Origin of the sequence: Thiococcus pfennigii, from assembly GCF_016583835.1 — a bacterium.
In the GTDB taxonomy this organism is placed as follows: domain Bacteria; phylum Pseudomonadota; class Gammaproteobacteria; order Chromatiales; family Chromatiaceae; genus Thiococcus; species Thiococcus pfennigii.
This window is the reverse complement of record NZ_NRRW01000057.1, coordinates 1-23,844: the sequence shown is the minus strand read 5'-3', so window position 1 is coordinate 23,844 and position 23,844 is coordinate 1. Positions and strand designations below refer to the sequence as shown.

Sequence of the window (23,844 nt, the reverse complement as noted above, 5' to 3'; positions counted from 1 at the left end):
ACAAACGCCTAAAAGCGGGCTGGGATGACAAGTACCTGTCAGAACTTCTATTCCAGACCGGGTGATGCACGTTCAAGTCAGCATCCCCGGCAACACTCTATAAGCAATGACTGATGCGTTTGCCCTGCCCGCTCGCAGGGGCCATGAAGGCGTCGCTTGGTGGAAGCTCGGATGCGTTCGTGGCGAAGCTCGATCCTTCCGGTGCCGCGCTCACCTATTCCACGTACCTAGGAGGCAGCGGCCCCGACGCCGACGCGGACATCGCCGTCGACGACGCGGGCAATGCTTACGTTACCGGGGACACGGAATCTGCCGATTTCGCGCCTGAAGATGTCCTGTCCAGGGCATTCGGCGATGGTTCCGACGACGCGTTCGTAGCGAAGATCCAGCCGCAAGGCTCAGCACTCCTCTACGCGACCTACCTCGGCGGCAGTTTGCCGGATCGGGCCACGCGCATCGCGGTGGACCGCGCGGGCAATGCCTACGTCGCCGGGTCCACCCTCTCCGTCAGGGATTTTCCTACCACGCCCGATGCCCCTCAGCCGACCCTTCCCGTCAGCGTGTTCGACAGCGGTTTCGTTTCGAAGCTCAGTGCCGCAGGGTCGACGCTGGTCTACTCCACCTTCCTAGCCGGAACCGAGTACTTCGGTTTCGAAAGTTACAATGGTGCCTATGGCCTTGCCGTCGACGGCGCGGGTAGTGCGTACGTGACTGGCAGTACACAGTCGTCGAACTTCCCGCTCCAGAATCCCGTGCAACCGGGTTTCGCCGGTCTCTACGACGCGTTTGTCACCAAGATTTCGGGTGCTCTCGCGGTGCCGCGTCTGCGGACCGATCACGACTTCGACGGCGACGGGCAACCCGACCTGGCGGTGCTGAGCGGGGATGGAACCAAGGTCGCCGTGAAGGACGTCCACGGTCAACTCATCAGCACGATCGCCGTCGATGGAATCTCCTTGCCCGTTGCCTTCCAGACCATGGACGACTTCGGGGGTACATCCGCCCCCGAGCTGGTCGTGCTCGGCGCTGATGGCGTGGCGCAGGTCCGCGATGGGGTCTCCGGCGACCTCCTCGGGGCCAGCACCTTCGACCCGCAGCTCACCCCCGTGGACCTGGCGGTGCTCGCCGACCGCAATGGCAATGGCGCACCGGAGCTGGCGATGTTGGGCGCGAGCGACGCCGGCAGCGGCCGAGTAGAGGTGCGGGATGCGGCCACCGGGGCACGCATCACCCGTTTCGTCTACCAGGCCGATTTGGCGCCGCGCCAGCTCATCGTCATGGGCGATCTCACCGGCGACGGCTGGCAGGCGCTCGCGATGCGCGGGGACGATCCCGACCCGCAACGGAGCGACCGCCTCGAGTTGCGTGATCCGGCGACCGGCAAGCGCCTGGTCAGCATGTGGTTAGGCGGGGGCTTCGAGGCCCAGCTGACCCGCCGCGTGGGCGATCTCACCGGCGATGGCGTCGCCGAGTTGGCGACCTTGCGGACCAAGCCGGATGTGGTCAATGTGGCCATCCACGATCCCACCACGGGGTTGCAGGTGGGCGGTGTGGGCTTCGCCAAGAATTTTTCGCCCCTCGATCTGGTGAGCACCGCCGACATCAACGGCAACGGCGCCTTCGAGGTGGGCGTGCTGGCGCGCAATCCCGAAACGGGCGGCCAGCGGGTGGACCTGAGCGATAGCCTCACCAAGCAGTTTCTGACCCGCATCTGGATTGCCGCGGACTTCATCGTTCAGGCCGCGGAGACGCTGCCAGACCTCAATGGCAACGGTGCTCAGGAGGTGGCGGTACTTGCGCGTCGTGAGGCGGACGGCGCGCTTGCGGTCTATGTCGAAGACGGGGCCACGGCTGAGCGGCTCGCGGCGATCGACTTCTAGCCCGGCGCCCAACGGCGGGGGGCGCCGGGGCTCTCGCGGGGGGTATGCCCGCCGAACGCAGGAAGTTGCCGGGCAGGTGGCGGCGCTCCGCCGGGACGTATCGACCGTCGGGCGACCTCGAAGACCGTCCTGCCGCGATGTTCCCCTGCGGGTCCTGGCCGAGGTCCGCGCATCCCGCCGATCGGGTACCGACCCGCAGCCACTTCCCTTGGCCTTGTCTGCGGGGATTGGCTGCGCTGCAATGGATGCAATTCGGCCCAACCCCGACGAGACATCGAGTAGTGCGCCGGGCGTACCACCTCTGAGAGGCTGACGCTCGCCCCCGCTGCTGGGCGGCCCGGGCTGGCGAGGCGGTGCCGGAGTGCCTGCGCCGGCCCGGCCATGGCGATGAACTCGCTCGCGATGAATGTCACGGGCAAGCGTCGCGTGCCGCCGTGCTCGGGCTGTCGTCCCTCTCATTCCTCGGAAGTACAGGATGCCGGAGACCATCGTCGATCTGATACGCCACGGCGAGCCCGAGGGTGGGCGGATGATCCGTGGCAGCGGCATCGACCATCCGCTGAGCGCGCTCGGTTGGCAGCAGATGCGTGCGGCCATCGGAGACCAGGCCCCTTGGGACCAGATCGTCTCATCGCCGATGTTCCGTTGCCGCCCATTCGCGTCGGAGTTGGCCGGTCGGCACGGCCTGCCGTTGGCCGTCGAGCCAGCGTTGCGCGAGATCGGGATGGGCGCTTGGGAGGGTCGCCGGGCGGTCGAGATCGCCGCCGCCGAGCCCGTCGCCTATGGGGCCTTCCGGGAAGATCCAGTGCGCCATCGTCCACCCGGTGGCGAAACGCTGGAGGCCCTGGCGGAGCGGGTCGGCGAGGTCTTCGATCGGCTGGTCGCCCTGCATCCAGGGCGCCATCTGCTGCTCGTGTGCCACGCCGGGGTTACGCGGGGGATCCTCGGCCACGCCCTCGGGGCCGCGCCGTCGGCCTGGCATCGCTTGCGGATCGATTATGCCGGCCTGAGCCGGATCCGCCATGGGCGCTTCGGTGCGGTTGTCGAGCACGTGAACGCTCGGCGGATACGTTGATGAAGGCGCCCTCGCGGCGGGGCCCTGCCGCGCTTCCCACCACGCACTGCGCTTGCGAGCCTAGTGCAGTACTTCAGAAATCCCGAGGCCGTGCGTTGTCGTAATCGTCGTCGGCTTGGATCGGGGACGGTCTCGGAAGATCGGCACTCTTGCACTACCGCCGCCAGGATCCGTGCGATCCGGTCGCCCTGCGCCGGTATCCGGGGGCTGCCGATTCGCTATCGAGTTCGGCCCCTCATCGCTGTGGTCGCCCTCCTTCATGGACAATCGTTAATCCAGCCTCCATGCCTCCGTAAGCCCGGCGCGCGCATCATGGATCCCGAACTGGAGCCCGACGAGCTCCTCCGAGGGCTCCGGTCGATACGCAGACCAACTCGCCAGAGAAGGAGATCCACCATGACCATGAAGCCATTGTTGTTGGCCACGAGTATTGCGGTCCTTTCCGCCGGGCTGGCGGGCTACGCGATGACGCCGGCGTTCGCCTACACTCCCCCCGCTCCCCCCAAGAACGCGCCGGCGCTCGATGAGGCACCGGCCAGCGCAGCGGAACCGGGCGCCGCCGAGAAGAAGTCCGCCGAAGATTTCATCAAGGTCTCCGATGACGCCTTGTTGACAATGAGCTATGTCGCCAGTGCCCGGCTGGCGATCTTCAACGGCCTGCCCGAGAAGGCCAGGACCTTCGCCGATGCCGCCCGAGCCCGGGCGGATGCGGCGGTCGAGGACGCCAATGCCTACGCCCTGGATACCAACGTGTCGATGGGCGAGGACATGTATGTCCCCTTCGATGCCGGCCTTGTGGTCGCGGAAGACTTCACGGCGACGCCGGAGACGATGAAGCACATCGCCAAGGCCAATCAGCACATCCACAAAGGTGAGACGAAACAGGCCCTGGATACCCTGAAGCTCGGCAAGATCGACGTTGCCGTTACCACCAAGCTGATCCCCGTGAAGTTCGCCAAGGCCCACGTGGACGATGCGACCAAGCTCATCGAAGAGGGCAAGTACTACGAGGCCAACCTCGCCCTGAAGTCGGTCGAGGATGCCGTCATGATCGAGAGCTATGCGGTGGGTGAGGTACCCCCGCCGAAGGCGAAGGGTTGAGGTACACGAAGTCCGGTCGCGGTCGCTGCATCGCGACCGCAACTTCCCGATGGCACCCGGGCCGAGCGTCCTGGTCATCCCGTCCCGATGCGGCTGATACACTTGCCGCCATCGCTCCCTGCCATCCAGGGTCGGAGAATGCCGACCCCGACCGAGCCTTTCATGCGCGTCCTCCTCATCGAAGACGATCCTCAACTGGTCTCCTACCTGCGCAAGGCCCTGCTGGAGTCGGGCGCGGTGGTCGACGACGCCCGAGATGGCAAGGAAGGGCTGCTCAAGGCCTCGGTGGCGGACTACGACGTGCTGGTCATCGATCGCATGCTCCCGGGCCTGGAGGGCCTCGCGCTCCTGCGCACCCTGCGCGCGGCCGGCAATCATACGCCGGCCCTGATCCTGAGCGCGCTGGGAGAGGTCGACGATCGCGTCGAGGGCCTGCGCGCCGGCGGCGACGACTACCTCGCCAAACCCTTCGCCTTCGCCGAGCTGCAGGCCCGCCTCGACGCCCTGTGCCGGCGTCGCTCCGGGGATGCCCAGCCGACGTGTCTCCGGATCGGGGATCTGGAGATGGACCTCCTGGGGCGCCGGGTCACCCGCGGCGGTCGCGAGATTCCCTTGCAGCCCAGGGAGTTTCGCCTGCTGGAATACCTGCTGCGCCACGCGGGCCAGGTCGTGACGCGCACCATGCTGCTCGAGGCCGTCTGGGACTACCACTTCGATCCCCAGACCAACGTCATCGATGTCCACATCAGCCGCTTGCGGGCCAAGATCGACAAGGACTTCCCGAGCCCGCTGCTGCATACGGTGCGTGGCGCCGGGTACGTGCTGCGTGCGACCGGCTAGGCTCTTTCACAGCTTCGCCTTCCGCATCGCCGTCCTCCATGCGGCGCTGTCGGTGGGCTCGGTGGTCGTCCTGCTCGGGTTCTTCTACTGGGCGACAGCCGGTTACATCGACCGCGAGACCGACGCCACCATCGAGGCCGAGGTCCAGGGGCTGTCGGAGCAATACCGCCTGCGCGGCCTGGTCGGCCTCGCCGCCGTCATCGCCGAGCGTAGCGCCGAGGCCGGTGACGGGATCTACCTGCTCACCGACGCGCTCGGCGCGCCCCTGGTCGGCAACCTCGACGACTGGCCCGAGGCCGCCGGCGACCGGGTCGGTTGGGTCGGTTTCCGCATCGCGGCGCCGGGCGGTCGCGACCGGGAAGCCACGCCCGCACGGGCGCGGGTCTTCGTCCTGCCCCGCGGCCTGCGTCTCCTGGTCGGGCGCGACGTCGGCGACCTGGAGGCGACGCGCGCGCTCATCCTCGGTGCCCTGGCCTGGGGGCTCGGCATCACGGTGGCCCTCGCCCTCGGCGGTGGCCTCATGATGAGCCGACGGATCGTGCGCCGCCTCGAGGCGATCAACGACACCAGCCGGGAGATCATGGAAGGGGATCTGGCGCGGCGCATCCCGCGCGACGGCAGCGGCGACGACTTCGACCAGCTCGCGGCCAATCTGAACCGCATGCTGACCCGCATCGAGGAGCTGATGAGCGCGGTGCGTCAGGTCTCCGACGACATCGCTCACGACATGCGCACCCCCCTGACCCGCCTGCGCAATCGCCTGGAAGAGGCGCGCGCCGCCGCCGGAGACCCGGCGCACAGGGCGGAGGTGATCGAGCAGGCGGTCGCGGATGTGGACGGCCTCCTCGCAACCTTCAATGCCTTGCTGCGCATCGCCCGCATCGAGGCCGGACAGTCCCGCGGGGTGTCTGGTCCGGTGGACCTCTCGGCCCTCCTCGAGGACCTGGGCGAGCTCTACGAGCCGGTCGCCGGCGAGCGGGGTCTGACGCTGTCGGTCCTACCCCTGCCGGGCGTTCGGGTGCCGGGCGACCGCGACCTGCTATTCCAGGCCCTCGCGAACCTGGTCGACAATGCCGTGAAGTACGCGTCGCCCGGTGCCTCGATCGACCTCCGTCTGCGCCTGGAGGAGGGCACAGCCATGGTGATCGTCGCCGATACCGGGCCCGGCATCCCGGCGGCGCTGCGCGAAAAGGTCTTCCGGCGGTTCTTCCGCGCCGACGACAGCCGCGCGACACCCGGCAGCGGGCTCGGCCTGAGCCTGGTGCGGGCCATCGCGCACCTGCACGGGGGGCGCGTGACCCTGGAGGACAATCTTCCGGGACTGCGGGTGTTGTTCTGCTTGCCGATGCCGCGCGTGCAAGCCGATGGGGAGCCCGTGGCAGCGGTGTTCTGATCCCGGTGGAGCGGTCGCCACGGGACGGTATGGGGCGCGCGTGATGGGTATCGGCCGCAGCGCTGGGCATGCGATGCGCAGAGGCTACGAGGTCGGCGTGTGCGACGCGATTCGCGATTGCCCGGCTCGCGCGGCCTGGGCTATCCTTAGGTGTTTACATCCGGTTGCCGGCGGCGTGTCGGCTGGCCCCCTTCATCATTGAGGCGACGAGCGTTCCATCCCCGATGGCCCCCGCGGCCGGTCCTGCCCACGACCCTTTCTCCGCCTACGCGCCAGACGAAGCGATCCTCATCAGGATCCGGTGCGACTGCGGCGCCGGCGTCGCTCATCCCCCGAGTCCGGTCCGCGAGCCCATCCTCGCGGCCGTTACGCTGGGCCCGATGCCGGTTGGGCGCCCCCTTTCGGCACCGGGACGCCGCGGCATGGTCGAAATCTTGAACCCAAGAACGGCAGTTGACCGCTTCATCATGGATTCAAGTCGTTGAAATCGCGAAGATGCCTTACGTGAGCCCTGCTCACCCGCTCGGTGAAGACCGCTGCGGCGCCCGATGCAGGTCGCGCGCGGCGCCCGGCGGTGTTACAAGTCGTTGCAATCGCTCGGCGATTGCGCCTCCTTGTGCCTTGCCGGACACCCCGCGCGGCGCACCTCCGGCACCGTCCAACTGCCGCTTTTCGGTTGAATGCAGCCTCTGTGAGGATCCGCGCCCCGATGCCCCAAACCTATGACTACATCCGCGACGGCGCCGCCATCTATGCCCGCTCCTTCGCGACGATCCGCGCCGAGGCGCGCCTCGCGCGCTTCACGCCCGAGGAGGAGCGCGTCGCCGTGCGGGTCATTCACGCAAGCGGCATGACCGACATTGCCGATGAGATCCGCTTCACGCCGGGGGCGGCGGCGGCCGGCCGGGCCGCGCTGCTCGCCGGGGGGCCGATCCTCTGCGACAGCCAGATGGTCGCGCACGGCATCACCCGGGCCCGGCTGCCAGCCGACAATGCGATCCTCTGCACGCTCGCGGATCCGACCGTGCCCGAGCTCGCCCGACGGATCGGCAACACCCGCTCGGCGGCCGCCGTCGAGCTTTGGGGCGAGCGGCTCGAGGGCGCGGTGGTCGCGATCGGCAACGCGCCGACCGCGCTCTTTCGCCTGCTGGAGCTGATCGATGCCGGCGCCCCGCGCCCGGCCCTGATCATCGGCATGGCGGTCGGCTTCGTCGGTGCCGCCGAGTCGAAGGAGGCGCTGGCCGCGAGCGGCTTGGCGTCGATCATCGTCCCCGGGCGGCGCGGCGGCAGCGCGATGGCCGTGGCCGCTGTCAACGCCCTGGCGAGCGAGCGCGAATGAGCGGCGCGGAAGCTGGTTCCGGGACCCTTTACGGCGTCGGCGTCGGCCCCGGCGATCCGGAGCTCGTCACGCTCAAGGCCGTGCGGATCCTGCGGGCCGTGCCCGTCGTCGCCTTCTTCGCCAAGCGCGGGCGCGTCGGCCATGCCCGCACGATCGCCGCGCCGCACCTGCCCGGCGGGCAGCAGGAGCTGCGCCTGGAGTATCCGTTCACGACCGAGGTGCCGGTCTCGGAGCCGCGCTACGCGGATGCGATGCGTCCCTTCTACGACGCCTGCGCCGAGCGGATCGCCGACCATCTGGCCGCGGGGCGCGACGTCGCGGTCCTCTGCGAGGGCGATCCCTTCCTCTACGGCTCCTATATGTATCTGCACGACCGCCTGGCGGGGCGCTTTGGGAACCAGGTCGTCCCCGGCGTGCCCGGCATGGGCGGCTGTTGGGCGCAGGCCGGGACGCCGATCGCCCAGGGCGACGATGTCCTGACCGTCTTGCCCGGGACCCTGCCGGAGGACGAGTTGGCGCGGCGCCTGGTCGCGACCGACGCGGCCGTCGTCATGAAGGTCGGGCGCAACCTGCCGCGGATCCGTGCCGCCCTCGCTCGCGCCGGCCTGCTGGAGCGGGCGCTGCTGGTCGAGCGCGGCACCATGGCGGACGGGCGCGCCGAGCCGCTGGCGGCCCACGGCGGGGAGTGCGGCGTACCCTATTTCTCGATCGTCCTGGTCCCGGGGCGGCGGGGGGCGCGGTGAGCGGGCAGCTGGCGATCGTCGGCCTCGGGCCGGGCGCCGATGACCTGCGCTGCCCGCGGGCCTCGGCGGCCCTGGCCGCGGCCACCGACCTGGTCGGCTACGGTCCCTATCTGGCGCGCGTCTCGGTGCGTCCCGATCAGCGCTGCCACGGCTCGGACAACCGCGAGGAGGCCGACCGAGCCCGCTTCGCCCTCGGGCTCGCGGCCACCGGGCGCGCGGTCGCGGTCGTCTCGGCCGGGGACGCCGGCGTCTTCGGCATGGCCGCGGCCGTCTTCGAGGTCATCGACCGGGGCGAGCCCAGGTGGCGCGACATCGACGTCGTCGTCCATCCCGGCGTCTCGGCGGTCATGGCCGCTGCGGCCCGCCTCGGCGCGCCGTTCGGCAACGATTTCTGCGTCCTGTCGCTGTCGGACAACCTCAAGCCCTGGAGCCTGGTCCTGGAGCGCCTGGAGGCGACGGCCCGCGCCGGGTTCGCGCTGGCCCTCTACAACCCGCTGTCGAAGGCCCGCCCCTGGCAGCTCGGCGAGGCCCTGGAACGGCTGCGCGCCCTGCTGCCGGGCGAGGTCCCGGTGGCCTTCGCCCGGGCGATCAGCCGGGCGGACGAGCAGGTCGCGATCACGACGCTCGCCGAGGCGCGCGCCGAGCAGGCCGACATGCGCACGCTGGTCGTCGTCGGCACCGCCGAGACCCGCGTCATCGCCCGGCCCGGGCGCGAGCCATGGATCTACACGCCGCGCTCGGTGGGTCGGCGACTGGCCTGATGGGCGGCGATCCGCTCCAGGGCCGCGGCCACGTCCGGTACGACCTCGCCGCCGGGTGGGCGCGGCGGGCGCTCGACCATGACCACGGCGACGCCACTGTCGCGCGCCGCCGCGAGCTTGGCGGCGGTCGCGGTGCCGCCGGAGTTCTTGCTCACCAGGACCTCGATGCGATGCTCGCGCAGCAGGGCCGCCTCGTCGTCATAGGAGAAGGGGCCGCGCGCCGCGAGGAAGGCGCTCCGCGGCGGCAACCGTTCGGGCGGCTCGACGCTGCGGATCAGATAGAAGTGTTGCGGGGCGGTCAGGAAGGGCGCGAGCTCGGTCTTGCCGGTGGTCAGGAAGACCCGCCGCGGCCGCTCGCCGAGGGCCGCGGCCGCCGCCTCGAGGCTCGGCACGCTGTGCCAACGGTCGCCGGCCTGCGGTGTCCAGGGCGGTCGGCACAGGACGAGGAGCGGCGTCCCGGTCGCCCGCGCCGCGGCGGCGGCGTTGGCCGACATGCCGGTCGCGAAGGGATGGGTCGCGTCGACGATGAGCTCGAGCGCCTCGACGTGCAGGTACGCGATCAGGCCCGCGACGCCGCCGAAGCCGCCGCTGCGGCAGGGCAGGGCCGGCAGGTGTGGCGCTCGGGTCCGCCCGGCGACCGAGTAGGTCGGGGCGAAGCGCGCGTCGCCCTCGAGCGCCCGGGCGAGCGCCATGGCCTCGGTGGTGCCACCGAGCAGCAGGATGCGCAGGGGTGAGCTGGTCATGACGGATCCGCAAGCCGGGCGCGCTGCGCCGTGGTTGAGCATCATAGGGGTCGGCGAGGATGGCGTCGAGGGCCTGAGCCCGGTCGCGCGGGGGCTGATCTCGGGGGCCGAGCTGGTCGTCGGCGGCCACCGCCACCTGGCACTCGTCGCGGCCCTGATCCGCGGTGAGACCCGGGTCTGGGCCTCGCCGCTGGCGGCGACGCTGCCCGCGCTGCTGGCCCGCCGTGGCCGGCCGGTCGCCGTGCTGGCCTCGGGCGATCCGTTCCAGTTCGGCGTCGGCGCCACCCTCGCGCGGCACGTCGCGCCGGGCGAGATGCGGGTGCTGCCGCAGCCCTCGAGCCTGTCGCTCGCCGCCGCCCGGCTCGGCGTCGCGCTCCAGGACTGCGCCGTCGTGTCGCTGTGCGGGCGGCCGCTCGCGACGCTGCGCCCGGCCCTGCAGCCGGGCGCGCGGGTCCTCGTCCTCTCGGCCGATGGCGAGACGCCGCGCGCGGTCTGCGCAGCGCTCGTCGACTGGGGCCTCGGCGCGAGCCGCGTCACCGTCCTGGAGGCCCTGGGCGGGCCGCGCGAGCGGCGGCGTACCTGCGTCGCCGAGGGCTATGACCTGACGGACGTCGACCCGCTCAATCTGTTCGCGATCGAGGTCGCGGCCGGCCCCGGGGCGCGCGTGCTGCCGCGCGCCCCGGGGCTGCCGGACGATTGGTTCGAGCACGACGGCCAGATCACCAAGCGCGAGGTGCGCGCGCTGACCCTGTCGAGCCTGCGCCCGCTCGCCGGTGCGCTCCTCTGGGACATCGGCTGCGGCTCGGGCTCGGTCGCGATCGAGTGGCTGCTGGCCGACCCGCGCACCCGCGCGATCGCGCTCGACGCCGACGCCGAGCGTGCCGCCCGCGCCGGGCGCAATGCCGAGCGGCTCGGCGTCCCGCGCCTGGATGTCCGCGTCGGTCGGGCGCCCGAGGCCCTCGCTAGTCTGCCGCCGCCGGATGCCATCTTCATCGGCGGCGGGGCGCGCGATCGGACCCTGATCGATGCCTGCTGGGCGGCCCTGCCGCGCGGTGGGCGGCTCGTCGTGAATGCGGTGGCACTGGAGACCCAGCAGGCCCTGGTCTCGGTCTGGCAGGACCACGGCGGCGAGCTCTGCCGGCTGTCGCTGGAGCGGCCCGGGCCGCTCGGGGGTCTGCATGCGCTGCGCCCGGCGCTGCCGATCCTCCACTGGGCCGGGGTCAAGCCGTGACCGTCGCCGGTCTCGGCTGCCGCGCCGGCTGCCCGGCGGGGGCCGTGCTGGCGCTGATCGCCGAGGCGCTGGCCCGGGTCGGCGGCGGCCGGCTCGATGCGCTCGCGACTGCGGCCTTCAAGCGCGACGAGCCGGGGCTCGTCGCCGCCGCGCGGCAACTCGGCCTGCCGTTACTCGCGATCGAGTCGGCGGCGCTCGCGGCCGTCGCCGCCGCCTGTCCGACCCGCTCGGCGCGCGTGCTGGCGGCGGTCGGGCAGGCCTCGGTCGCCGAGGCCGCGGCGCTCGCCGCCACCGCCCCGCGCGGCACCCTGATCCTGCCACGCATCAGCAACGGGCTCGCGACCTGCGCGCTGGCCCGCGAGGAGGAGCCATGACCGTCCACTTCATCGGCGCCGGCCCGGGCGCCGCCGACCTCATCACGGTGCGCGGCCGGGATCTCCTCGCGCGCTGCCCGGTGTGCCTCTACGCCGGCTCGATCGTCCCGCCCGAGCTGCTCGCCTACTGTCCGCCCGGGGCCCGCCTGGTCGATACCGCACCCCTCGACCTCGACGCGATCGAGGCCGAGTACCGCGCCGCCCACGCCGCCGGGCTCGACGTCGCCCGCCTGCACTCAGGGGATCTGTCGATCTGGAGCGCCGTCGCCGAGCAGATCCGCCGGCTGCGCCGCCTCGCCATCCCCTACACCCTGACCCCTGGCGTCCCGGCCTTCGCCGCGGCCGCCGCCGCCATCGGCTGCGAGCTCACGGTGCCCGCGGTCGCCCAGAGCCTGGTGCTGACCCGCGTCTCCGGGCGCGCCTCGCCGATGCCACCGAGCGAGACGCTGGAGACCTTCGCCCGCAGCCGCGCGACGCTCGCGATCCACCTGGCGATCCACCGCCTGGAGGAGATCGTCGCGACCCTGACCCCCTTCTACGGCGCCGACTGCCCGGTCGCGATCGTCGCCCGCGCGACGCATGCCGACGAGGTCGTGCTGCGCGGCACCCTCGCCGACATCGTCACGACCTTCCGCGCCCGCCCCCAGGAGCGCACGACCCTGATCCTGGTCGGGCCGGCGCTGGCGGCCGCGGACTTTCGCGAGAGCGCCCTCTACGACCCGGACTACCACCGCCGCTACCGCTCCGGCGCCCCGGACTGAGCGGGCCCGGCGCGCCGCCGTCCTCGCCGATCGGTTGGACCCGCCCCGGTGGGCTAAGCTCAGTGGAGGCTCGTGCGGGCCTCGCGCGAGGTCCGAACGGCGGGTCGTAACCGATCGAACACAGGGGGAACGACGATGAGCGCGCAAGTCCATCTGGGGCTGACCTTCTACGGCGGCATCTCGCTCGCGGTCTTCGAGGCCGGCATCGCCTACGAGTTGGTGCGGGCGGTGCAGTTCAGCCGCACCGAAGACAAACCCGACGGCGTGCCCGAGATCCATGTCGATGTGATCACCGGCACCTCGGCCGGCGGGCTCGCGGCGGTGCAGATGGCCGCGGCCCTGGCCGGCACGAACACCGAGGCGGTGCTGGCGGAGATGCTCAAGATCTGGGCCAATGACGCCGACATCCGGAAATTGCTGCCCACGGCGGCCTTCGACCAGCAGGGCCTGCTCGACAATCAGCGCCTGCGCGAGTGCGCCGAGGATGTCTTGAAGCTGGCCGCCGAAGAGGGGGGCGAGCAGCGCCTGGAGGACGATCTCGACGCCTACCTGACGCTGACGAATCTGAGCGGCCTGCGCGAGCCGGTGGCGCTGACCGATGACCCGGGCGCCCCCGTCTTCCCGACGACCCGTCACGTCGAGTACGAAGGGTTCAGGTTCGACGACGTGACCGACCCGGCCCAGCGGCAGCGTTTCGTCGATGCCGCGGTCATCACGGCGGGGTTCCCGGTCGCCTTCCCGCCGGCCCTCAAGGCGAGCACCGAGATCGATGAGGGCAAGCCGGAGCCCGAGCGGACCCGCTTCGTCTATGTCGACGGCGGGGTCATGGACAACCGCCCGCTCGGCCGCGCCCTCGACGCGATCGCCGAGAAGCCGGCGCCGCAGCGCCTGTTCTTCTTCATCGACCCCAACGAGACCTGGGTGCCACCGAGCTATGGGGCGGGGGATGCCGCCGATCGCCGCATCGACCCCTGGGGGGTCTATTCGAAGATCGGCCCCGTCGCCCGCTCGGACTCGATCTTCAACGACCTGGCGCGTGTGCGCGGCATGTACGACGACCTGGCCATCCTGGACCCCTTGTCGCGGCAGGCGTTCGAGAGCCCGGCGTGGCGTGCCGATCTGCTGCGGGCCTACCCGCAGGTCGTGCAGCGCCGATTCAACCCGGAGGCCTGGGGCCTGTGGCAGATGGTGGAGAAGGCGGTCGGTCCCGAGGTCCAGGCCGCCTGGGACCGGGTCGGTCGGCAGGAGCGCTTCGCGCTGCGCGCGCGCCTGCACGAGTTCGTCGACCACATGGTGGATACGACAGACTTGACTGAGGCGCGCGCCGCGCAGATCAAGTTCGCGATCGACACCGCCCCGGGTTGGAAGGGTTACTACGCGGCGCTGCGTGGCCTGCGCGAGACCGACAAGCGCTTCCGCCAGCTCAAGTACCGCCTCTGGCACGACCACTTCCGGCACGGACCTCGGGCCGGGACCCAGCTGTCGGAGGAGCTGCAAGGGCTCGTGCGGGAGGTCTTCGAGGCCCTCGACGGCGCGGCCGAGCAGCTGCGCGGCGAGCGCGAGGGGCTGGCGCGGCAACTCCTGGAGGCCGCCGATCTGCAAGGGCTCGACCTGGCCGCCGCCACCCACTGCCAGGGCGAGATCAGGGCCTGCTTCAGGGCGTATGCCCAAGCCATGCAGGTCCTCGAGAGCCTGGCCGGCATCCGCCGGACCCCGAACCTCTCGGTCCGGCGCATCACGCCCTTCGACATCTACGCCGAGGGCACGGATCTCGCCTCGGTCCGGCCCCTGGCCGGTGGGACCCTCGGGTCCTTCGGTGGCTTTTTCGATAAGTCTTGGCGCATCAACGACTTCTTGGTCGGTCGCCTGGCCATGCGGGTGCAGCTACGGCGCCATGGGCTGATCCCCGAGGGGGCGGCCTTCGATCGCTATCTGGCCTGGTCGAACGGGCGCGACGCCGGTGTCATCGACCGGCTGAAGGCGGACCCATCCGAACGCGACCGGGCGGCGGAGTCGCCCGAGTGCGAGGCGCTGAGGCGGCTCGCGACGCTCGAGTTCCCGGCGGGCGGCTTCGCGAGCGACGCCGACAAACCGGCGCCCCTGCTCGCCGCCGACGCGATGGACCCGGGCGCGCTGCCGGGCTCCCGGGTCGGCCCCATCGTGCGCCAGCTCCTCGATTCGGTGCGCCGGATCCTGCGCATGAACCAGGACAGGCCCTTCTACCGGGTCCTGCGGAACCTGTTGTCGCCGCTCTTGGGCGTCGTCGGCGGGCTGCTGTTGATCACGGAACGCTCGTTCCGTCTCCGGGTGCCGGACGCGGGCGACAGCACCCAGACCTTCATCAAACGTTTCGTCTGGGTCATCGGCTGGCTGGCAATCGCCGCCTTCGTGCTCATCCTGTACATGCTGTCGCGTTGAGGCCTGCGGGTCGACCGCGCGGTCGACCCAGTGTGCCGGCGAGGATGGCCGGCGGGTCGGCGCTAGTGCTCGGTGGTCGCGGCGAAGGAGGCGGGGGTGCGGTGGCGGCCAGGCACTGATCGATTCCGTCCTTGGAATGGATCAGCTCTGCGCTTTGGTAAGGGGGGATGCGCTGCGGTCGACATCTCCCCGTGGGCGGAGGGGGGCGGACCCGAACCTGTGTCGGTTGTCACTGCCCCCGCTCCGGAAAGACCGTCGGTCGGCTCGGAGGGCGGGATGCGAGCGGGTATGACCGACCGAGCTTTCGCTGCGATTGCCGACCGATCCGCGTCCGTTCGGAGGGGTCGCGCTCGCGTTTGCAGGTCTGGAACTACGCGATCGGGCAGCCCGTGGGATTACTGCTCCCGCGGCACCCGGTAGCCGTCGACCCACATGAAGGCTTCCTGATAGGTGCCTTCGGAGATCGGGGTCGGCAGCGGGTTGTCGGGCAGATAGGCATCGAGGTACTCGCGGTAGCCCGGCTGGTACTCCTTCTCGAAGATATCGTGGGCGCCGGTGTCAGGCTTCGGATCGAGCCACTGCGCCTTGAGCGACTCGATCGCCGCCTCGGAGAGCTGGGTCGTGTAGCTGAAGTTCTGGCCCGGCGCCGGGACGGCGTAGCGCGACGGGGCGAACTGGGTCGTGTATTCGAACTTCTCGCCGGGCGCCCCGGCGGACGCCGGCATCGCCAGCGCCATACCCAGAACCAAGCTGCTCACAGTTGCTGCGTAGGGCAATTTCATCGTGGCCTCCTTCAAGGATTGAGGTTGCTGCCGTAGCGCCTGGTAAGCGCCTTGGGATTGTCCATCCAAAAGCAGGGGACATGCAAGCAGGTTGCGCCGGCGTCTAGGACCGATCCGCTCTCGGGCCGTCGTTCGGGATGGTTCGAACGCCTGCCGGTCGATCCTCGGCGGGACGCGCTGGCGAATCCCCGCTGCCGAGGCGAGCGGGCGAGGCGAGCGGGCAGGCCCCGCTGGTACGTCTCGTGTGCATCCTCCCGCTGTTCGGAATCCATCCGCCGGCCGCGGGCGGCGTGCGGCGGGGCCGGTCGGTGATACCGAGCGCTCGGGCCTCGGCGTCGACACCAGGGGGATGTCGAGGCAGTGCCATCGGGCAATCTTTCTACGGGGCGTGCCCGGGTGCGGGCATGAGTTCATAGAGATTTTCGATTGAATGAAAAATTTCGATCGTCTAACGCGATTGTTCCGATCCGGCGAAACGATTGGTTTCCGACCCTGTCCATGCGTACGCTCGTGGCGTGATTGGGTCGGTATCGCGAGGCCAACGAGCCTCCCTCACTTGGTCGAAAACGGAGGTGTTTATGACTGAGAACGTGACGACGGCCGCCGGCAAATGTCCGGTCATGCATGGCGGGAATACGGCCGCCGGCAAGTCCAATATGGATTGGTGGCCGAATGCGCTGAATCTGGACATCCTGCATCAACACGACACCAAGACCAACCCGATGGGGGCGGGCTTCGATTATCGGGAGGAGGTCAAGAAGCTGGATTTCGAGGCGCTCAAGAAGGACCTGCGCGCCCTGATGACCGACAGTCAGGCCTGGTGGCCGGCGGACTGGGGCCATTACGGCGGCCTGATGATCCGCATGGCCTGGCATGCGGCTGGGACCTACCGCATCGCCGACGGCCGGGGCGGCGGTGGCACGGGCAACCAGCGGTTCGCCCCGATCAACAGCTGGCCCGACAACGTGAACCTGGACAAGGCACGTCGCCTGCTCTGGCCGATCAAGAAGAAATACGGCAACAGGATCAGCTGGGCCGACCTGATCATCCTCGCCGGCACGGTGGCGTACGAGTCGATGGGCCTGAAGACCTTCGGGTTCGCGTTCGGCCGCGCGGACATCTGGCACCCGGAGAAGGATACCTATTGGGGATCGGAAAAGGAGTGGCTGGCGCCCAGCGACAACCCCGACAGCCGCTACTCCGGCGAGCGCGACTTGGATAACCCCCTGGCGGCCGTGATGATGGGCTTGATCTACGTCAACCCCGAAGGGGTCGACGGCAATCCCGATCCGCTGCGCACGGCCAGGGACGTACGGGAAACCTTCGCCCGCATGGCGATGAACGACGAGGAGACCGTCGCCCTGACCGCCGGCGGTCACACGGTCGGCAAATGCCACGGCAATGGCGACGCCAAGCTCCTCGGCCCGGAACCCGAGGCGGCCGGCGTCGAAGATCAGGGCCTGGGCTGGTTCAACAAGACGACCCGGGGCGTCGGCCGCGACACGGTCACGAGCGGCATCGAAGGCGCTTGGACGACCCACCCCACCCGTTGGGACAACGGCTACTTCCGGATGCTGCTCGAACATGAGTGGGAACTGAAGAAGAGCCCGGCCGGCGCCTGGCAGTGGCAGCCCGTCGACATCAAGGAGGAAGACAAGCCGGTCGACGTCGAAGACCCGTCGATCCGCTATGACCCCATCATGACCGACGCCGACATGGCCATGAAGATGGACCCGGCGTACCGGGAGATCTCCGAGCGCTTCTACAAGGACCCCGACTACCTCTCGGAGGTCTTCGCGCGGGCCTGGTTCAAGCTCACGCATCGCGACATGGGGCCCAAGGCGCGCTACATCGGTCCCTGGGTGCCGCAGGAAGACCTGATCTGGCAGGATCCGGTGCCCGCCGGTCGCACCGACTACGACGTCGAGGCCGTCAAGGCCGAGATCGCCGCCAGCGGCCTGTCCATCGGCGAGATGGTCGCCACCGCTTGGGACAGCGCCCGCACCTTCCGGGGCTCGGACATGCGCGGCGGCGCCAATGGGGCCCGCCTCCGGCTGGCGCCGCAGAAGGATTGGGAGGGTAACGAACCGGCGCGTCTGGCCAGGGTCCTCGGGGTCCTCGAGCGCATCGCGGCCGAGACCGGCGCTAGCGTCGCCGACGTCATCGTCCTCGCCGGCAATGTCGGGATCGAGCAGGCGGCGAAGGCGGCCGGCGTCGACGTCCGCGTCCCCTTCGCACCGGGGCGCGGCGATGCCACCGACGAGATGACCGATGCCGACTCGTTCGCGCCGCTGGAGCCGATCCACGATGGGTATCGCAACTGGCTGAAGAAGGACTATGCCGTCAAGGCCGAGGAGCTGATGCTCGACCGTACGCAGTTGCTGGGCCTGACCGCCCCTGAGATGACGGTTCTCGTCGGGGGGATGCGGGTCCTGGGCACCAATCACGGTGGCACCAAGCATGGCGTGTTCACCGATCGCGAGGGCGTCCTGACGAACGACTTCTTCGTCAATCTGACGGACATGGCCTGCACCTGGGTGCCGGTGGGCAACGACCTCTACGAGGTCCGTGATCGCAAGAGCGGTGCGGTCAAGTGGACGGCGACCCGGGTCGACCTCGTGTTCGGATCCAACTCGATCCTGCGCGCCTACGCCGAGGTCTATGCCCAGGACGACAACAGGGAGAAGTTCGTTCAGGACTTCGTCGCCGCCTGGACGAAGGTCATGAACGCCGATCGCTTCGATCTGCCCTGAGCCGTGGCGCGCCTCCCGCGGTTCCGCCGCGCGAGGCGCTGCCGCCGCTGCCGAGGTCGGTGCCGGGTTCGCTCGGCACCGACCTCGGCGGTCGCGTCGTCCACCAGTTCTCAGGCCGCCCCGCGGGCATCGCCCACCGGGTCCTTCCCCGACCCGCCGGTATCGGCTCGTCCCAAGCCAGCGCGTTACTCGGTCGCCTATCGGATTCTGGGCGACATCGGGGCTGACTCTGATCCAGCTCTCTCGCCTCGGGGTGCGCCGCGGCCATCCGACGATCGCGCCGGTCTTATTCGAGCCATTGCCGATCGTCGTCGCGGTCAGGGTGCGATCCGATCGAGCCCGGCGATCAGCGCGATGCGGACCGGTCCCGCGATGCCGGAAGCCTCGATCGGCAATGCGTCGATGCGAGACCGCCGCCGCGGGATCCAAACATATCAATGCGCCCCGACTCCCGCCGGCGGATAATTCCTACCGAACCGATCGGAAACAGGCGACGGGAGACCCGATCATGCCCCAGCAACGGCGACACGACATGGGGGCCGGCGGCATGTGCCTCTGTCCCAAATGCGACTACCGCGCCGCCCATCGGCGCGGCGTGCCCTGCCAGGACGAACGCTGCCCGCAGTGCGGCGCCAAGCTCCTGCGCGAGGGCTCCTTCCACGACAAGCTGCTGCAAGAACGGCGCACCGGCCAGGCGGAGAGGCGATGAGGGTCTATCTCGACTGCTGGCCGTGCTTTCTGCGCCAAGCGCTGAGCGCGGCCCGCCGAGCTGGTGCGCCGCCCGGATTGCAGCGTGCGGTCCTCGTGGAGACCATGGCCGAGCTGCGAACGCTCGCGGCGGATGCGACGCCGCCGGAGATGGGCGAGCGCATCCATCGGCTGGTGCGCGAGCGCACGCAGGTATCCGATCCGTATCGCGCGGCCAAGCGAGAGGCGACCGCGCGGGCCATGGCCTTGTTGCCGACCCTCCGCGCGCGGGTCGACGCCGCCGCCGACCCGCTCGAGACCGCGGTGCGCATCGCGATCGCCGGCAACATCATCGACTATGGCGTCGCCGAGTCCTTCGACCTGGAGGCGACCCTGGAGCGCGTGCTGCACGCCACGCCGGCCATCGACGCCTTCCCGGCGCTGCGCCAAGCGCTGCAACGGGTCGATGCGGTCCTGTACCTGGCCGACAATGCCGGCGAGACGGTATTCGATCGGGTCCTGATCGAGCGCCTGCCCGTGCCGGTGCGCTATGCCGTAAAGGCCGGTCCCGTGCTCAACGACGCGACCCGCGAGGAGGCGATCGCCGCGGGCCTGGATCAGGTCGCCGAACTGATCGACACCGGCTGCGATGCGATGGGAGCCCCGCTCGCCCTGTGCTCGCCGGACTTTCGCGGGCGCTTCGAGCGTGCCTCGCTGATCATCGCCAAAGGCCAGGCGAACTACGAGACGCTGAGCGGCGTCGACGCCCCCATCTGTTTCCTGCTGCAAGCCAAGTGCACCGTCATCGCCGAGGACATCGGTGTCGCGCCCGGCAGCGTCATCATCGAGGCGAGCGACCGGTTACGCACCGTCGGTGGCTCGGTCGGGTAGGGTCGCGGCAGCGGCCGGCCTCGATGTCGGCCCATGGCCGGGGCGGTGGCGCGACCAGGACGACCCCGTCTCTGTCGGACCCGGCTTGCCGGCGATTCGCCGTCGGCCGACAGCGTCGACCGCCCGCGAGCGGCCTCTCACCGTCGCGCAAGCCGTTGGGGGTGCCGCGCCGTCGGGCGCTGGTGCCAAGGTGGCTCGTGTCAGTCGCCGGCGGGGAGCGGGGGCTCGAAGCCCGGGACCAGCATCGCCTTGAGCAGGTCGATCGGCGTGACCCCGGCGCGCTCGGCGAGGGGGCGTAGCCGCTCGCCGGGGCGGGCGGCGATCCCGTCCGCGGCGAGGCGGGCGAGGGCCTCGTCGGTGCCGAGGCCCACGCGCGCGGCGACCTCGGCGAGGGTCAGTTGGCCGAGCCCGGTGCCCGCCCAGCGGGCCTCGACCTCCTCGGGTGTCGGCGGCCCGGTGCGCGGCGGCTCGGGGATCTCCAGGTCGCGGATCAGGGCGTAGACGGCCATCGGGGTCGTCGCGTTGCGCCGGGCGATCTGCTCGAGTGTGTCCTGCGGGCCGCGCACGGCCAGGCCCGCCGCGTCCAGGGCCGCCTCGGCCTTCGGCAGATCCAGGCGCAAACGGCGGGCGAGCCCGGCGAGCGTCGACTCCTCGGCGTGCCCGTAGGGCGGTTCCAGGGTCGGGTCGGTGACCCAGGCCGCCTTCAGCGTCGCGTTCAGATCGAAGACCCAGCTGACCGGGGGCAGGTCGCGGATCGCGAGCACGAGGATGGCCAGCGCGAGACCGAGCGACGCGAAGAGTTCGCGGCTCGGGCGCATGTGCGCGCCGATGCGCTCGGCCAGGTAGCGCGTGAAGGGCTTCCAGTTGAAATAGAGGTGCAGCGCCCCCGTGACGATGAAGAGGCCGCCGAACATCATGTGGACGCCGGCCCACTGGTCCTTGTCGAGGCCGAGGAGCGACCAGTGGGTCCAGTAGGCGACCCGGCCGTGCGGCAGGACATAGAGGACCAGGCCCGTGTCCGTCAGCACCAGGAAGGACCAGGTGACGAGGAAGGCGATCACGGAGCGCAGCGAGAGGCGGCGGCGTGGGGTCGTCATGGATGCGTGCGTGCGGTGGCTTGCGCTGTGCCCGATCATGTTCGCGCCGCGCGGTGCCTGCCTACCCGGGTGCGCCCGGCGCCTTGCCGGCGAGCAGGTCGGGACAGGTCGCCTCCAGCGCCCTGGTCAGGGCGGCGAGGTCGACCAGGTCCCAATCCGGCACTGGGATTTCGGTGGGCCAAGGCGCGCCCGGTGCAAAGCGCCCGGTGCGTACCAGGGCCGTCCACATCCCGAGCCGTGCGGCGCCGGCGATGTCGGTGTCCGGGCGGTCGCCGATCATCAGGCAGGCGCCGGCCGGGCAGCCGAGCCGTTCGAGGGCCATCTCGTAGAGCAGCGGCTCGGGCTTGCCGATGACGGTCGGCGTTACGCCCGTGGCGGCGGCGAATGGGGCGACCAGGGCGCCGCCGCCGGGCAGGATCAGGTGATGGCCGTCGCGTACGGCATCGACGGTCGTGTCCGGATTGGTCGCGATCAGGCGGGCGCCGCGTTGCAAGATCAGGTTGATGCCGATCGTCAGTTGCTCGAAGTCGAGCCCTGGCCCCTCGCCGATGACGACGAAGTCGGCACGTTGCGGGTCCTCGAAGCCGACCTGGCCGAGCGCGGCATGCAGGCCCGGGGCGCCGACGGCGAAGAAGCGGAAGCCCGGGTGCGTGCGCGCCAGCCAGCGGGCCGTGGCCTCGGCCGAGGTCAGGATCGCCGTCGGGTCCGGGCACGGTAGGCCCATCGCCGCCAGCCGCCCGGCGATCTCCGCGGGTGGGCGGATCGGGTTGTTGGTGACGAGGACGAAGGGGGTCGCCGCGAGCCGCCCGAGGAAGGTCGCCGCCCCGGGCAGGGGTCGCTCGCCGTGATAGAGGACCCCGTCCATATCGAGCAGGATCGCGCGTGGGGCAGGTCTGGTCATGGCTCACCGACGACGGCCGTTCGGTCCGTCCGGTGGGCGCCGCCCCGGGCGGGACCTCGATGCGGCGATTGTACGCCAGATGCCGAGCGCGGCGGACTGTGTCGTGACCGGCTCGAACCACCGAACCACCGAGAACCACCGAACCACCGGGGTATCGCACCCATGCAGTGCCCGAAATGCCACGCCGAACAGGCCGACCAGAACACCATCTGCGAACGCTGTGGGATCGTCTTCGCCAAGTACTACAAATACCACCCCCCCGAGGGGCGACCCGCCGTCATGCCGCTCCCGCCGAATCGGCGTCGGGCGGCGCGGAGCCGCTGGCGCGAGTGGCTGCTCCCGGAGCCCGCGGCGGGCGATCCAGTCGCCGTCTGGGGCCGGGGCCTCCTGCTGCTGGTGCTGGCGATCTGGGGCGGGCGGCTGATGTTCGCGCCGGTCTCGGCCAATGCGGCCGGCGAGTCCTTCCTGCACCTGATCAACCTGCCGTTTCACGAGGCGGGGCACCTGTTCTTCCGCCCGTTCGGCCAGTTCATGATGACCCTCGGCGGGACCCTGGGACAGCTCCTGATGCCGGCGATCTGCGGCGCCGTGCTCTTGCTCAAGACCCGCGATCCGTTCGGGGCCTCGGTCGCCCTCTGGTGGTTCGGTGAGAACTTCCTCGACATCGCCCCCTATATCAACGACGCCCGCGCCGGGGTGCTGCCGCTGATCGGCGGCAACTTCGGTCACTCCGCCCCCTATGGCTTCCACGACTGGGAATATCTGCTCACCGAGACCGGACTGATCCAGTGGGACCACGCCCTGGCCTGGTTCACGCACATCTCGGGTGCGCTGATCATGCTGATGGCCTTGGCCTGGGGTGCCGTCCTGGTCTACCGCGGCTGGCGTGTCGGTCGGCGCTGAGCCGGGCCTTCAGGTGCCGAACGCGCGCCAGCTGTCGCGCGGCGCACATCGGATTCGATGGCAGGTCCGATGGTCACGATCTGCCGCATCGGCCGCGCAGCCGTCGCTAGCCGCTCGGTTCCTGCGTCGAGTCGCTCGGCCATGGCTCGCGGGTGTAGCCGTACCGGGCCTTCGGGCTGAACCCCTTGTACCGCCACATGTTCCACAGCTGATCGGCGAGGCCCACGCCGCGAGGCTCGAACCCCAGGCCCTCGAGCAGGCGTCGGCACCGCAGGTTGGTCGTCAGGCACTCGGAGATCAATTGGTCGAATCGATGCTCGTCCAGTCCATCGTCGATGTAGCGGCGCAGCGCCGCCTTCATGATGCCCTGTCCCCAATAATCGGGGTGGACGTCGAAGCCGAGATAGCATACCTGGCCCGCCCGGGTCTCGCGGTCGGGGAGGTACTCGGCGATATGGCCGACGGCCAGGCCGTTGCGCGTGACCAGAAAGTGCGTGTGGCACAGGCCGTGGCGCCGGTTCTCGCCGGCCATGTAGCTGTCCAGCAAGCGGCAGAACAGCCTGGCATCCGGATTGTTCCGGCGAACCGACGAGTGCCCGACGACCTCTTTGATGAAGGCCGAATCCTCGGGGGTCGCACGACGATAGTCCACTGTCATGGGCGGCTGACCGATGCGGGTGCGGTGGGTGGGCGCGCGGTGCACGGGCTCGTCATCGCACGCAGTGCGGTCCGGCGCTCGGCGCGGGCCCGAGGGCGATGGACTCGTGATTTTAGGCGATTGCCGGAAACAAACCTACCGGATGACGCCGGACTTTCGTTCGTCTTCAAGGAGCGAGCGCAGGAGCATAGCCCAGCCCGTAGGTCGGGTTAGGCGCGCCGGTACGGCGGTCGCTGGCAAAGGACAGGCTTGCGTGCGCCGTAACCCGACGTGGCGCGCGCGGGTCGGACGCCGCGCCGCTACCCGACGTCGACCTGGACGGACTCCGCGTCGCCGGCCGTCGGGTTACGCCCCCGCGGGGGGGCTAACCCGACCTACGGGCCGCGGCGCCGTGCGAGGGGGCGGGGTTGGGCGCGCGGGGCTAACCGGACCGCGTGTGCCGCGCGGTCATTGGCACGCCCGTGCGGGATGGGCCTCCGCGGCCGCCGTCTCGACCGCTGCGAGAGGCGAGCA

21 protein-coding genes are annotated in these 23,844 nt (G+C 70.3%); 16 read left to right on the top strand and 5 right to left on the bottom strand.

From position 1 onward, the window contains the following. The first annotated feature begins 179 nt into the window (after nt 1–179). The 8 genes from CKO41_RS15115 (at nt 180) to cobJ (ending at nt 9,132) form a co-directional block, all read left to right on the top strand. The gene (locus CKO41_RS15115; RefSeq protein ID WP_338115600.1) at nt 180–1,880 is read left to right on the top strand and encodes an SBBP repeat-containing protein; all 1,701 of its coding nucleotides are present in this window, start codon (nt 180–182) and stop codon (nt 1,878–1,880) included. Nucleotides 1,881–2,355: 475 nt separating this feature from the next. Beyond that, nucleotides 2,356–2,955 (top strand): histidine phosphatase family protein, encoded by a 600-nt coding sequence (locus tag CKO41_RS15110; protein ID WP_200382940.1) that lies wholly within the window; start codon nt 2,356–2,358, stop codon nt 2,953–2,955. 396 nt (nt 2,956–3,351) lie between these two features. Next, nucleotides 3,352–4,056, top strand: coding sequence for a YfdX family protein (locus tag CKO41_RS15105; protein ID WP_200382939.1), 705 nt, complete (start codon nt 3,352–3,354; stop codon nt 4,054–4,056). 162 nt (nt 4,057–4,218) lie between these two features. After that, entirely contained in the window at nt 4,219–4,896 is a 678-nt protein-coding gene (locus CKO41_RS15100; protein WP_200382938.1) for a winged helix-turn-helix domain-containing protein, read from the top strand. Continuing rightward, nucleotides 4,883–6,289, top strand: coding sequence for an ATP-binding protein (locus CKO41_RS15095; RefSeq protein WP_200382937.1), 1,407 nt, complete (start codon nt 4,883–4,885; stop codon nt 6,287–6,289). Before CKO41_RS15100 ends, CKO41_RS15095 begins: the two co-directional genes overlap by 14 nt. A gap of 709 nt (nt 6,290–6,998) precedes the next feature. After that, nucleotides 6,999–7,628, top strand: a complete 630-nt coding sequence (locus CKO41_RS15090; protein ID WP_200382936.1) for a precorrin-8X methylmutase — start codon at nt 6,999–7,001, stop codon at nt 7,626–7,628. Beyond that, nucleotides 7,625–8,371 (top strand): precorrin-2 C(20)-methyltransferase, encoded by a 747-nt coding sequence (locus CKO41_RS15085; protein WP_200255184.1) that lies wholly within the window; start codon nt 7,625–7,627, stop codon nt 8,369–8,371. The genes CKO41_RS15090 and CKO41_RS15085 overlap by 4 nt, the downstream gene beginning before the upstream one ends. Next, nucleotides 8,368–9,132 carry a precorrin-3B C(17)-methyltransferase gene (gene cobJ, locus CKO41_RS15080; protein WP_200382935.1) on the top strand — a complete coding sequence of 255 codons (765 nt, stop codon included), beginning with the start codon at nt 8,368–8,370 and terminating at the stop codon, nt 9,130–9,132. Before CKO41_RS15085 ends, cobJ begins: the two co-directional genes overlap by 4 nt. Here cobJ and CKO41_RS15075 read toward each other — a convergent pair. Then, nucleotides 9,096–9,875, bottom strand: a complete 780-nt coding sequence (locus CKO41_RS15075) for a cobalt-precorrin-6A reductase (RefSeq protein ID WP_200382934.1) — start codon at nt 9,873–9,875, stop codon at nt 9,096–9,098. The two genes, cobJ and CKO41_RS15075, sit on opposite strands and share 37 nt — an antisense overlap. Here CKO41_RS15075 and cbiE point away from each other — a divergent pair. The 4 genes from cbiE (at nt 9,853) to CKO41_RS15055 (ending at nt 14,659) form a co-directional block, all read left to right on the top strand. After that, nucleotides 9,853–11,106 (top strand): precorrin-6y C5,15-methyltransferase (decarboxylating) subunit CbiE, encoded by a 1,254-nt coding sequence (gene cbiE / locus CKO41_RS15070; protein WP_200382933.1) that lies wholly within the window; start codon nt 9,853–9,855, stop codon nt 11,104–11,106. The genes CKO41_RS15075 and cbiE overlap by 23 nt on opposite strands. Beyond that, a complete protein-coding gene (locus CKO41_RS15065) occupies nt 11,103–11,480 on the top strand; it encodes a cobalamin biosynthesis protein (RefSeq protein WP_200382932.1) in 378 nt (125 codons plus the stop codon). The genes cbiE and CKO41_RS15065 overlap by 4 nt, the downstream gene beginning before the upstream one ends. Beyond that, entirely contained in the window at nt 11,477–12,241 is a 765-nt protein-coding gene (cobM, locus tag CKO41_RS15060; RefSeq protein ID WP_200382931.1) for a precorrin-4 C(11)-methyltransferase, read from the top strand. The genes CKO41_RS15065 and cobM overlap by 4 nt, the downstream gene beginning before the upstream one ends. A gap of 135 nt (nt 12,242–12,376) precedes the next feature. After that, a complete protein-coding gene (locus tag CKO41_RS15055; RefSeq protein ID WP_200382930.1) occupies nt 12,377–14,659 on the top strand; it encodes a DUF3376 domain-containing protein in 2,283 nt (760 codons plus the stop codon). A gap of 395 nt (nt 14,660–15,054) precedes the next feature. Here CKO41_RS15055 and CKO41_RS15050 read toward each other — a convergent pair whose 3' ends face one another. After that, nucleotides 15,055–15,441, bottom strand: coding sequence for a hypothetical protein (locus CKO41_RS15050; RefSeq protein WP_200253138.1), 387 nt, complete (start codon nt 15,439–15,441; stop codon nt 15,055–15,057). Between the two features lie 578 nt (nt 15,442–16,019). Between CKO41_RS15050 and katG the strand changes: the two genes are divergently transcribed. From katG to CKO41_RS15035, 3 genes are all read left to right on the top strand, one after another. Then, entirely contained in the window at nt 16,020–18,194 is a 2,175-nt protein-coding gene (katG, locus tag CKO41_RS15045) for a catalase/peroxidase HPI (RefSeq protein ID WP_200382929.1), read from the top strand. Nucleotides 18,195–18,702: 508 nt separating this feature from the next. After that, entirely contained in the window at nt 18,703–18,903 is a 201-nt protein-coding gene (locus CKO41_RS15040) for a paraquat-inducible protein A (protein ID WP_200253142.1), read from the top strand. Next, nucleotides 18,900–19,772 (top strand): damage-control phosphatase ARMT1 family protein, encoded by an 873-nt coding sequence (locus tag CKO41_RS15035; RefSeq protein WP_200253144.1) that lies wholly within the window; start codon nt 18,900–18,902, stop codon nt 19,770–19,772. The genes CKO41_RS15040 and CKO41_RS15035 overlap by 4 nt, the downstream gene beginning before the upstream one ends. 200 nt (nt 19,773–19,972) lie before the next feature. On the opposite strand, the gene CKO41_RS15030 is transcribed toward CKO41_RS15035, so the two are convergent. Both CKO41_RS15030 and CKO41_RS15025 read right to left on the bottom strand, forming a co-directional pair. Then, nucleotides 19,973–20,869, bottom strand: a complete 897-nt coding sequence (locus CKO41_RS15030; protein ID WP_200382928.1) for a DUF4405 domain-containing protein — start codon at nt 20,867–20,869, stop codon at nt 19,973–19,975. 61 nt (nt 20,870–20,930) lie between these two features. Further along, entirely contained in the window at nt 20,931–21,770 is an 840-nt protein-coding gene (locus CKO41_RS15025; protein ID WP_200382927.1) for an HAD-IIA family hydrolase, read from the bottom strand. Nucleotides 21,771–21,932: 162 nt separating this feature from the next. Here CKO41_RS15025 and CKO41_RS15020 point away from each other — a divergent pair, with 162 nt between their 5' ends. Next, nucleotides 21,933–22,673, top strand: a complete 741-nt coding sequence (locus CKO41_RS15020; protein WP_200382926.1) for a zinc ribbon domain-containing protein — start codon at nt 21,933–21,935, stop codon at nt 22,671–22,673. Nucleotides 22,674–22,779: 106 nt separating this feature from the next. On the opposite strand, the gene CKO41_RS15015 is transcribed toward CKO41_RS15020, so the two are convergent. Next, nucleotides 22,780–23,331, bottom strand: coding sequence for a GNAT family N-acetyltransferase (locus CKO41_RS15015; protein WP_200382925.1), 552 nt, complete (start codon nt 23,329–23,331; stop codon nt 22,780–22,782). Nucleotides 23,332–23,844 lie beyond the last annotated feature (513 nt).

Excerpts from the sequence above, each read along its gene's own strand:
- CKO41_RS15110 (WP_200382940.1), top strand. The coding sequence starts at position 2,356 with ATGCCGGAGACCATCGTCGATCTGATACGCCACGGCGAGCCCGAGGGT.
- CKO41_RS15105 (WP_200382939.1), top strand. The coding sequence starts at position 3,352 with ATGACCATGAAGCCATTGTTGTTGGCCACGAGTATTGCGGTCCTTTCC.
- CKO41_RS15100 (WP_200382938.1), top strand. The coding sequence starts at position 4,219 with ATGCGCGTCCTCCTCATCGAAGACGATCCTCAACTGGTCTCCTACCTG.
- CKO41_RS15090 (WP_200382936.1), top strand. The coding sequence starts at position 6,999 with ATGCCCCAAACCTATGACTACATCCGCGACGGCGCCGCCATCTATGCC.
- CKO41_RS15085 (WP_200255184.1), top strand. The coding sequence starts at position 7,625 with ATGAGCGGCGCGGAAGCTGGTTCCGGGACCCTTTACGGCGTCGGCGTC.
- cbiE (WP_200382933.1), top strand. The coding sequence starts at position 9,853 with ATGCGCAGGGGTGAGCTGGTCATGACGGATCCGCAAGCCGGGCGCGCT.
- CKO41_RS15075 (WP_200382934.1), bottom strand. The coding sequence starts at position 9,875 with ATGACCAGCTCACCCCTGCGCATCCTGCTGCTCGGTGGCACCACCGAG.
- cobM (WP_200382931.1), top strand. The coding sequence starts at position 11,477 with ATGACCGTCCACTTCATCGGCGCCGGCCCGGGCGCCGCCGACCTCATC.
- CKO41_RS15055 (WP_200382930.1), top strand. The coding sequence starts at position 12,377 with ATGAGCGCGCAAGTCCATCTGGGGCTGACCTTCTACGGCGGCATCTCG.
- CKO41_RS15050 (WP_200253138.1), bottom strand. The coding sequence starts at position 15,441 with ATGAAATTGCCCTACGCAGCAACTGTGAGCAGCTTGGTTCTGGGTATG.
- katG (WP_200382929.1), top strand. The coding sequence starts at position 16,020 with ATGACTGAGAACGTGACGACGGCCGCCGGCAAATGTCCGGTCATGCAT.
- CKO41_RS15040 (WP_200253142.1), top strand. The coding sequence starts at position 18,703 with ATGCCCCAGCAACGGCGACACGACATGGGGGCCGGCGGCATGTGCCTC.
- CKO41_RS15035 (WP_200253144.1), top strand. The coding sequence starts at position 18,900 with ATGAGGGTCTATCTCGACTGCTGGCCGTGCTTTCTGCGCCAAGCGCTG.
- CKO41_RS15030 (WP_200382928.1), bottom strand. The coding sequence starts at position 20,869 with ATGACGACCCCACGCCGCCGCCTCTCGCTGCGCTCCGTGATCGCCTTC.
- CKO41_RS15025 (WP_200382927.1), bottom strand. The coding sequence starts at position 21,770 with ATGACCAGACCTGCCCCACGCGCGATCCTGCTCGATATGGACGGGGTC.
- CKO41_RS15020 (WP_200382926.1), top strand. The coding sequence starts at position 21,933 with ATGCAGTGCCCGAAATGCCACGCCGAACAGGCCGACCAGAACACCATC.
- CKO41_RS15015 (WP_200382925.1), bottom strand. The coding sequence starts at position 23,331 with ATGACAGTGGACTATCGTCGTGCGACCCCCGAGGATTCGGCCTTCATC.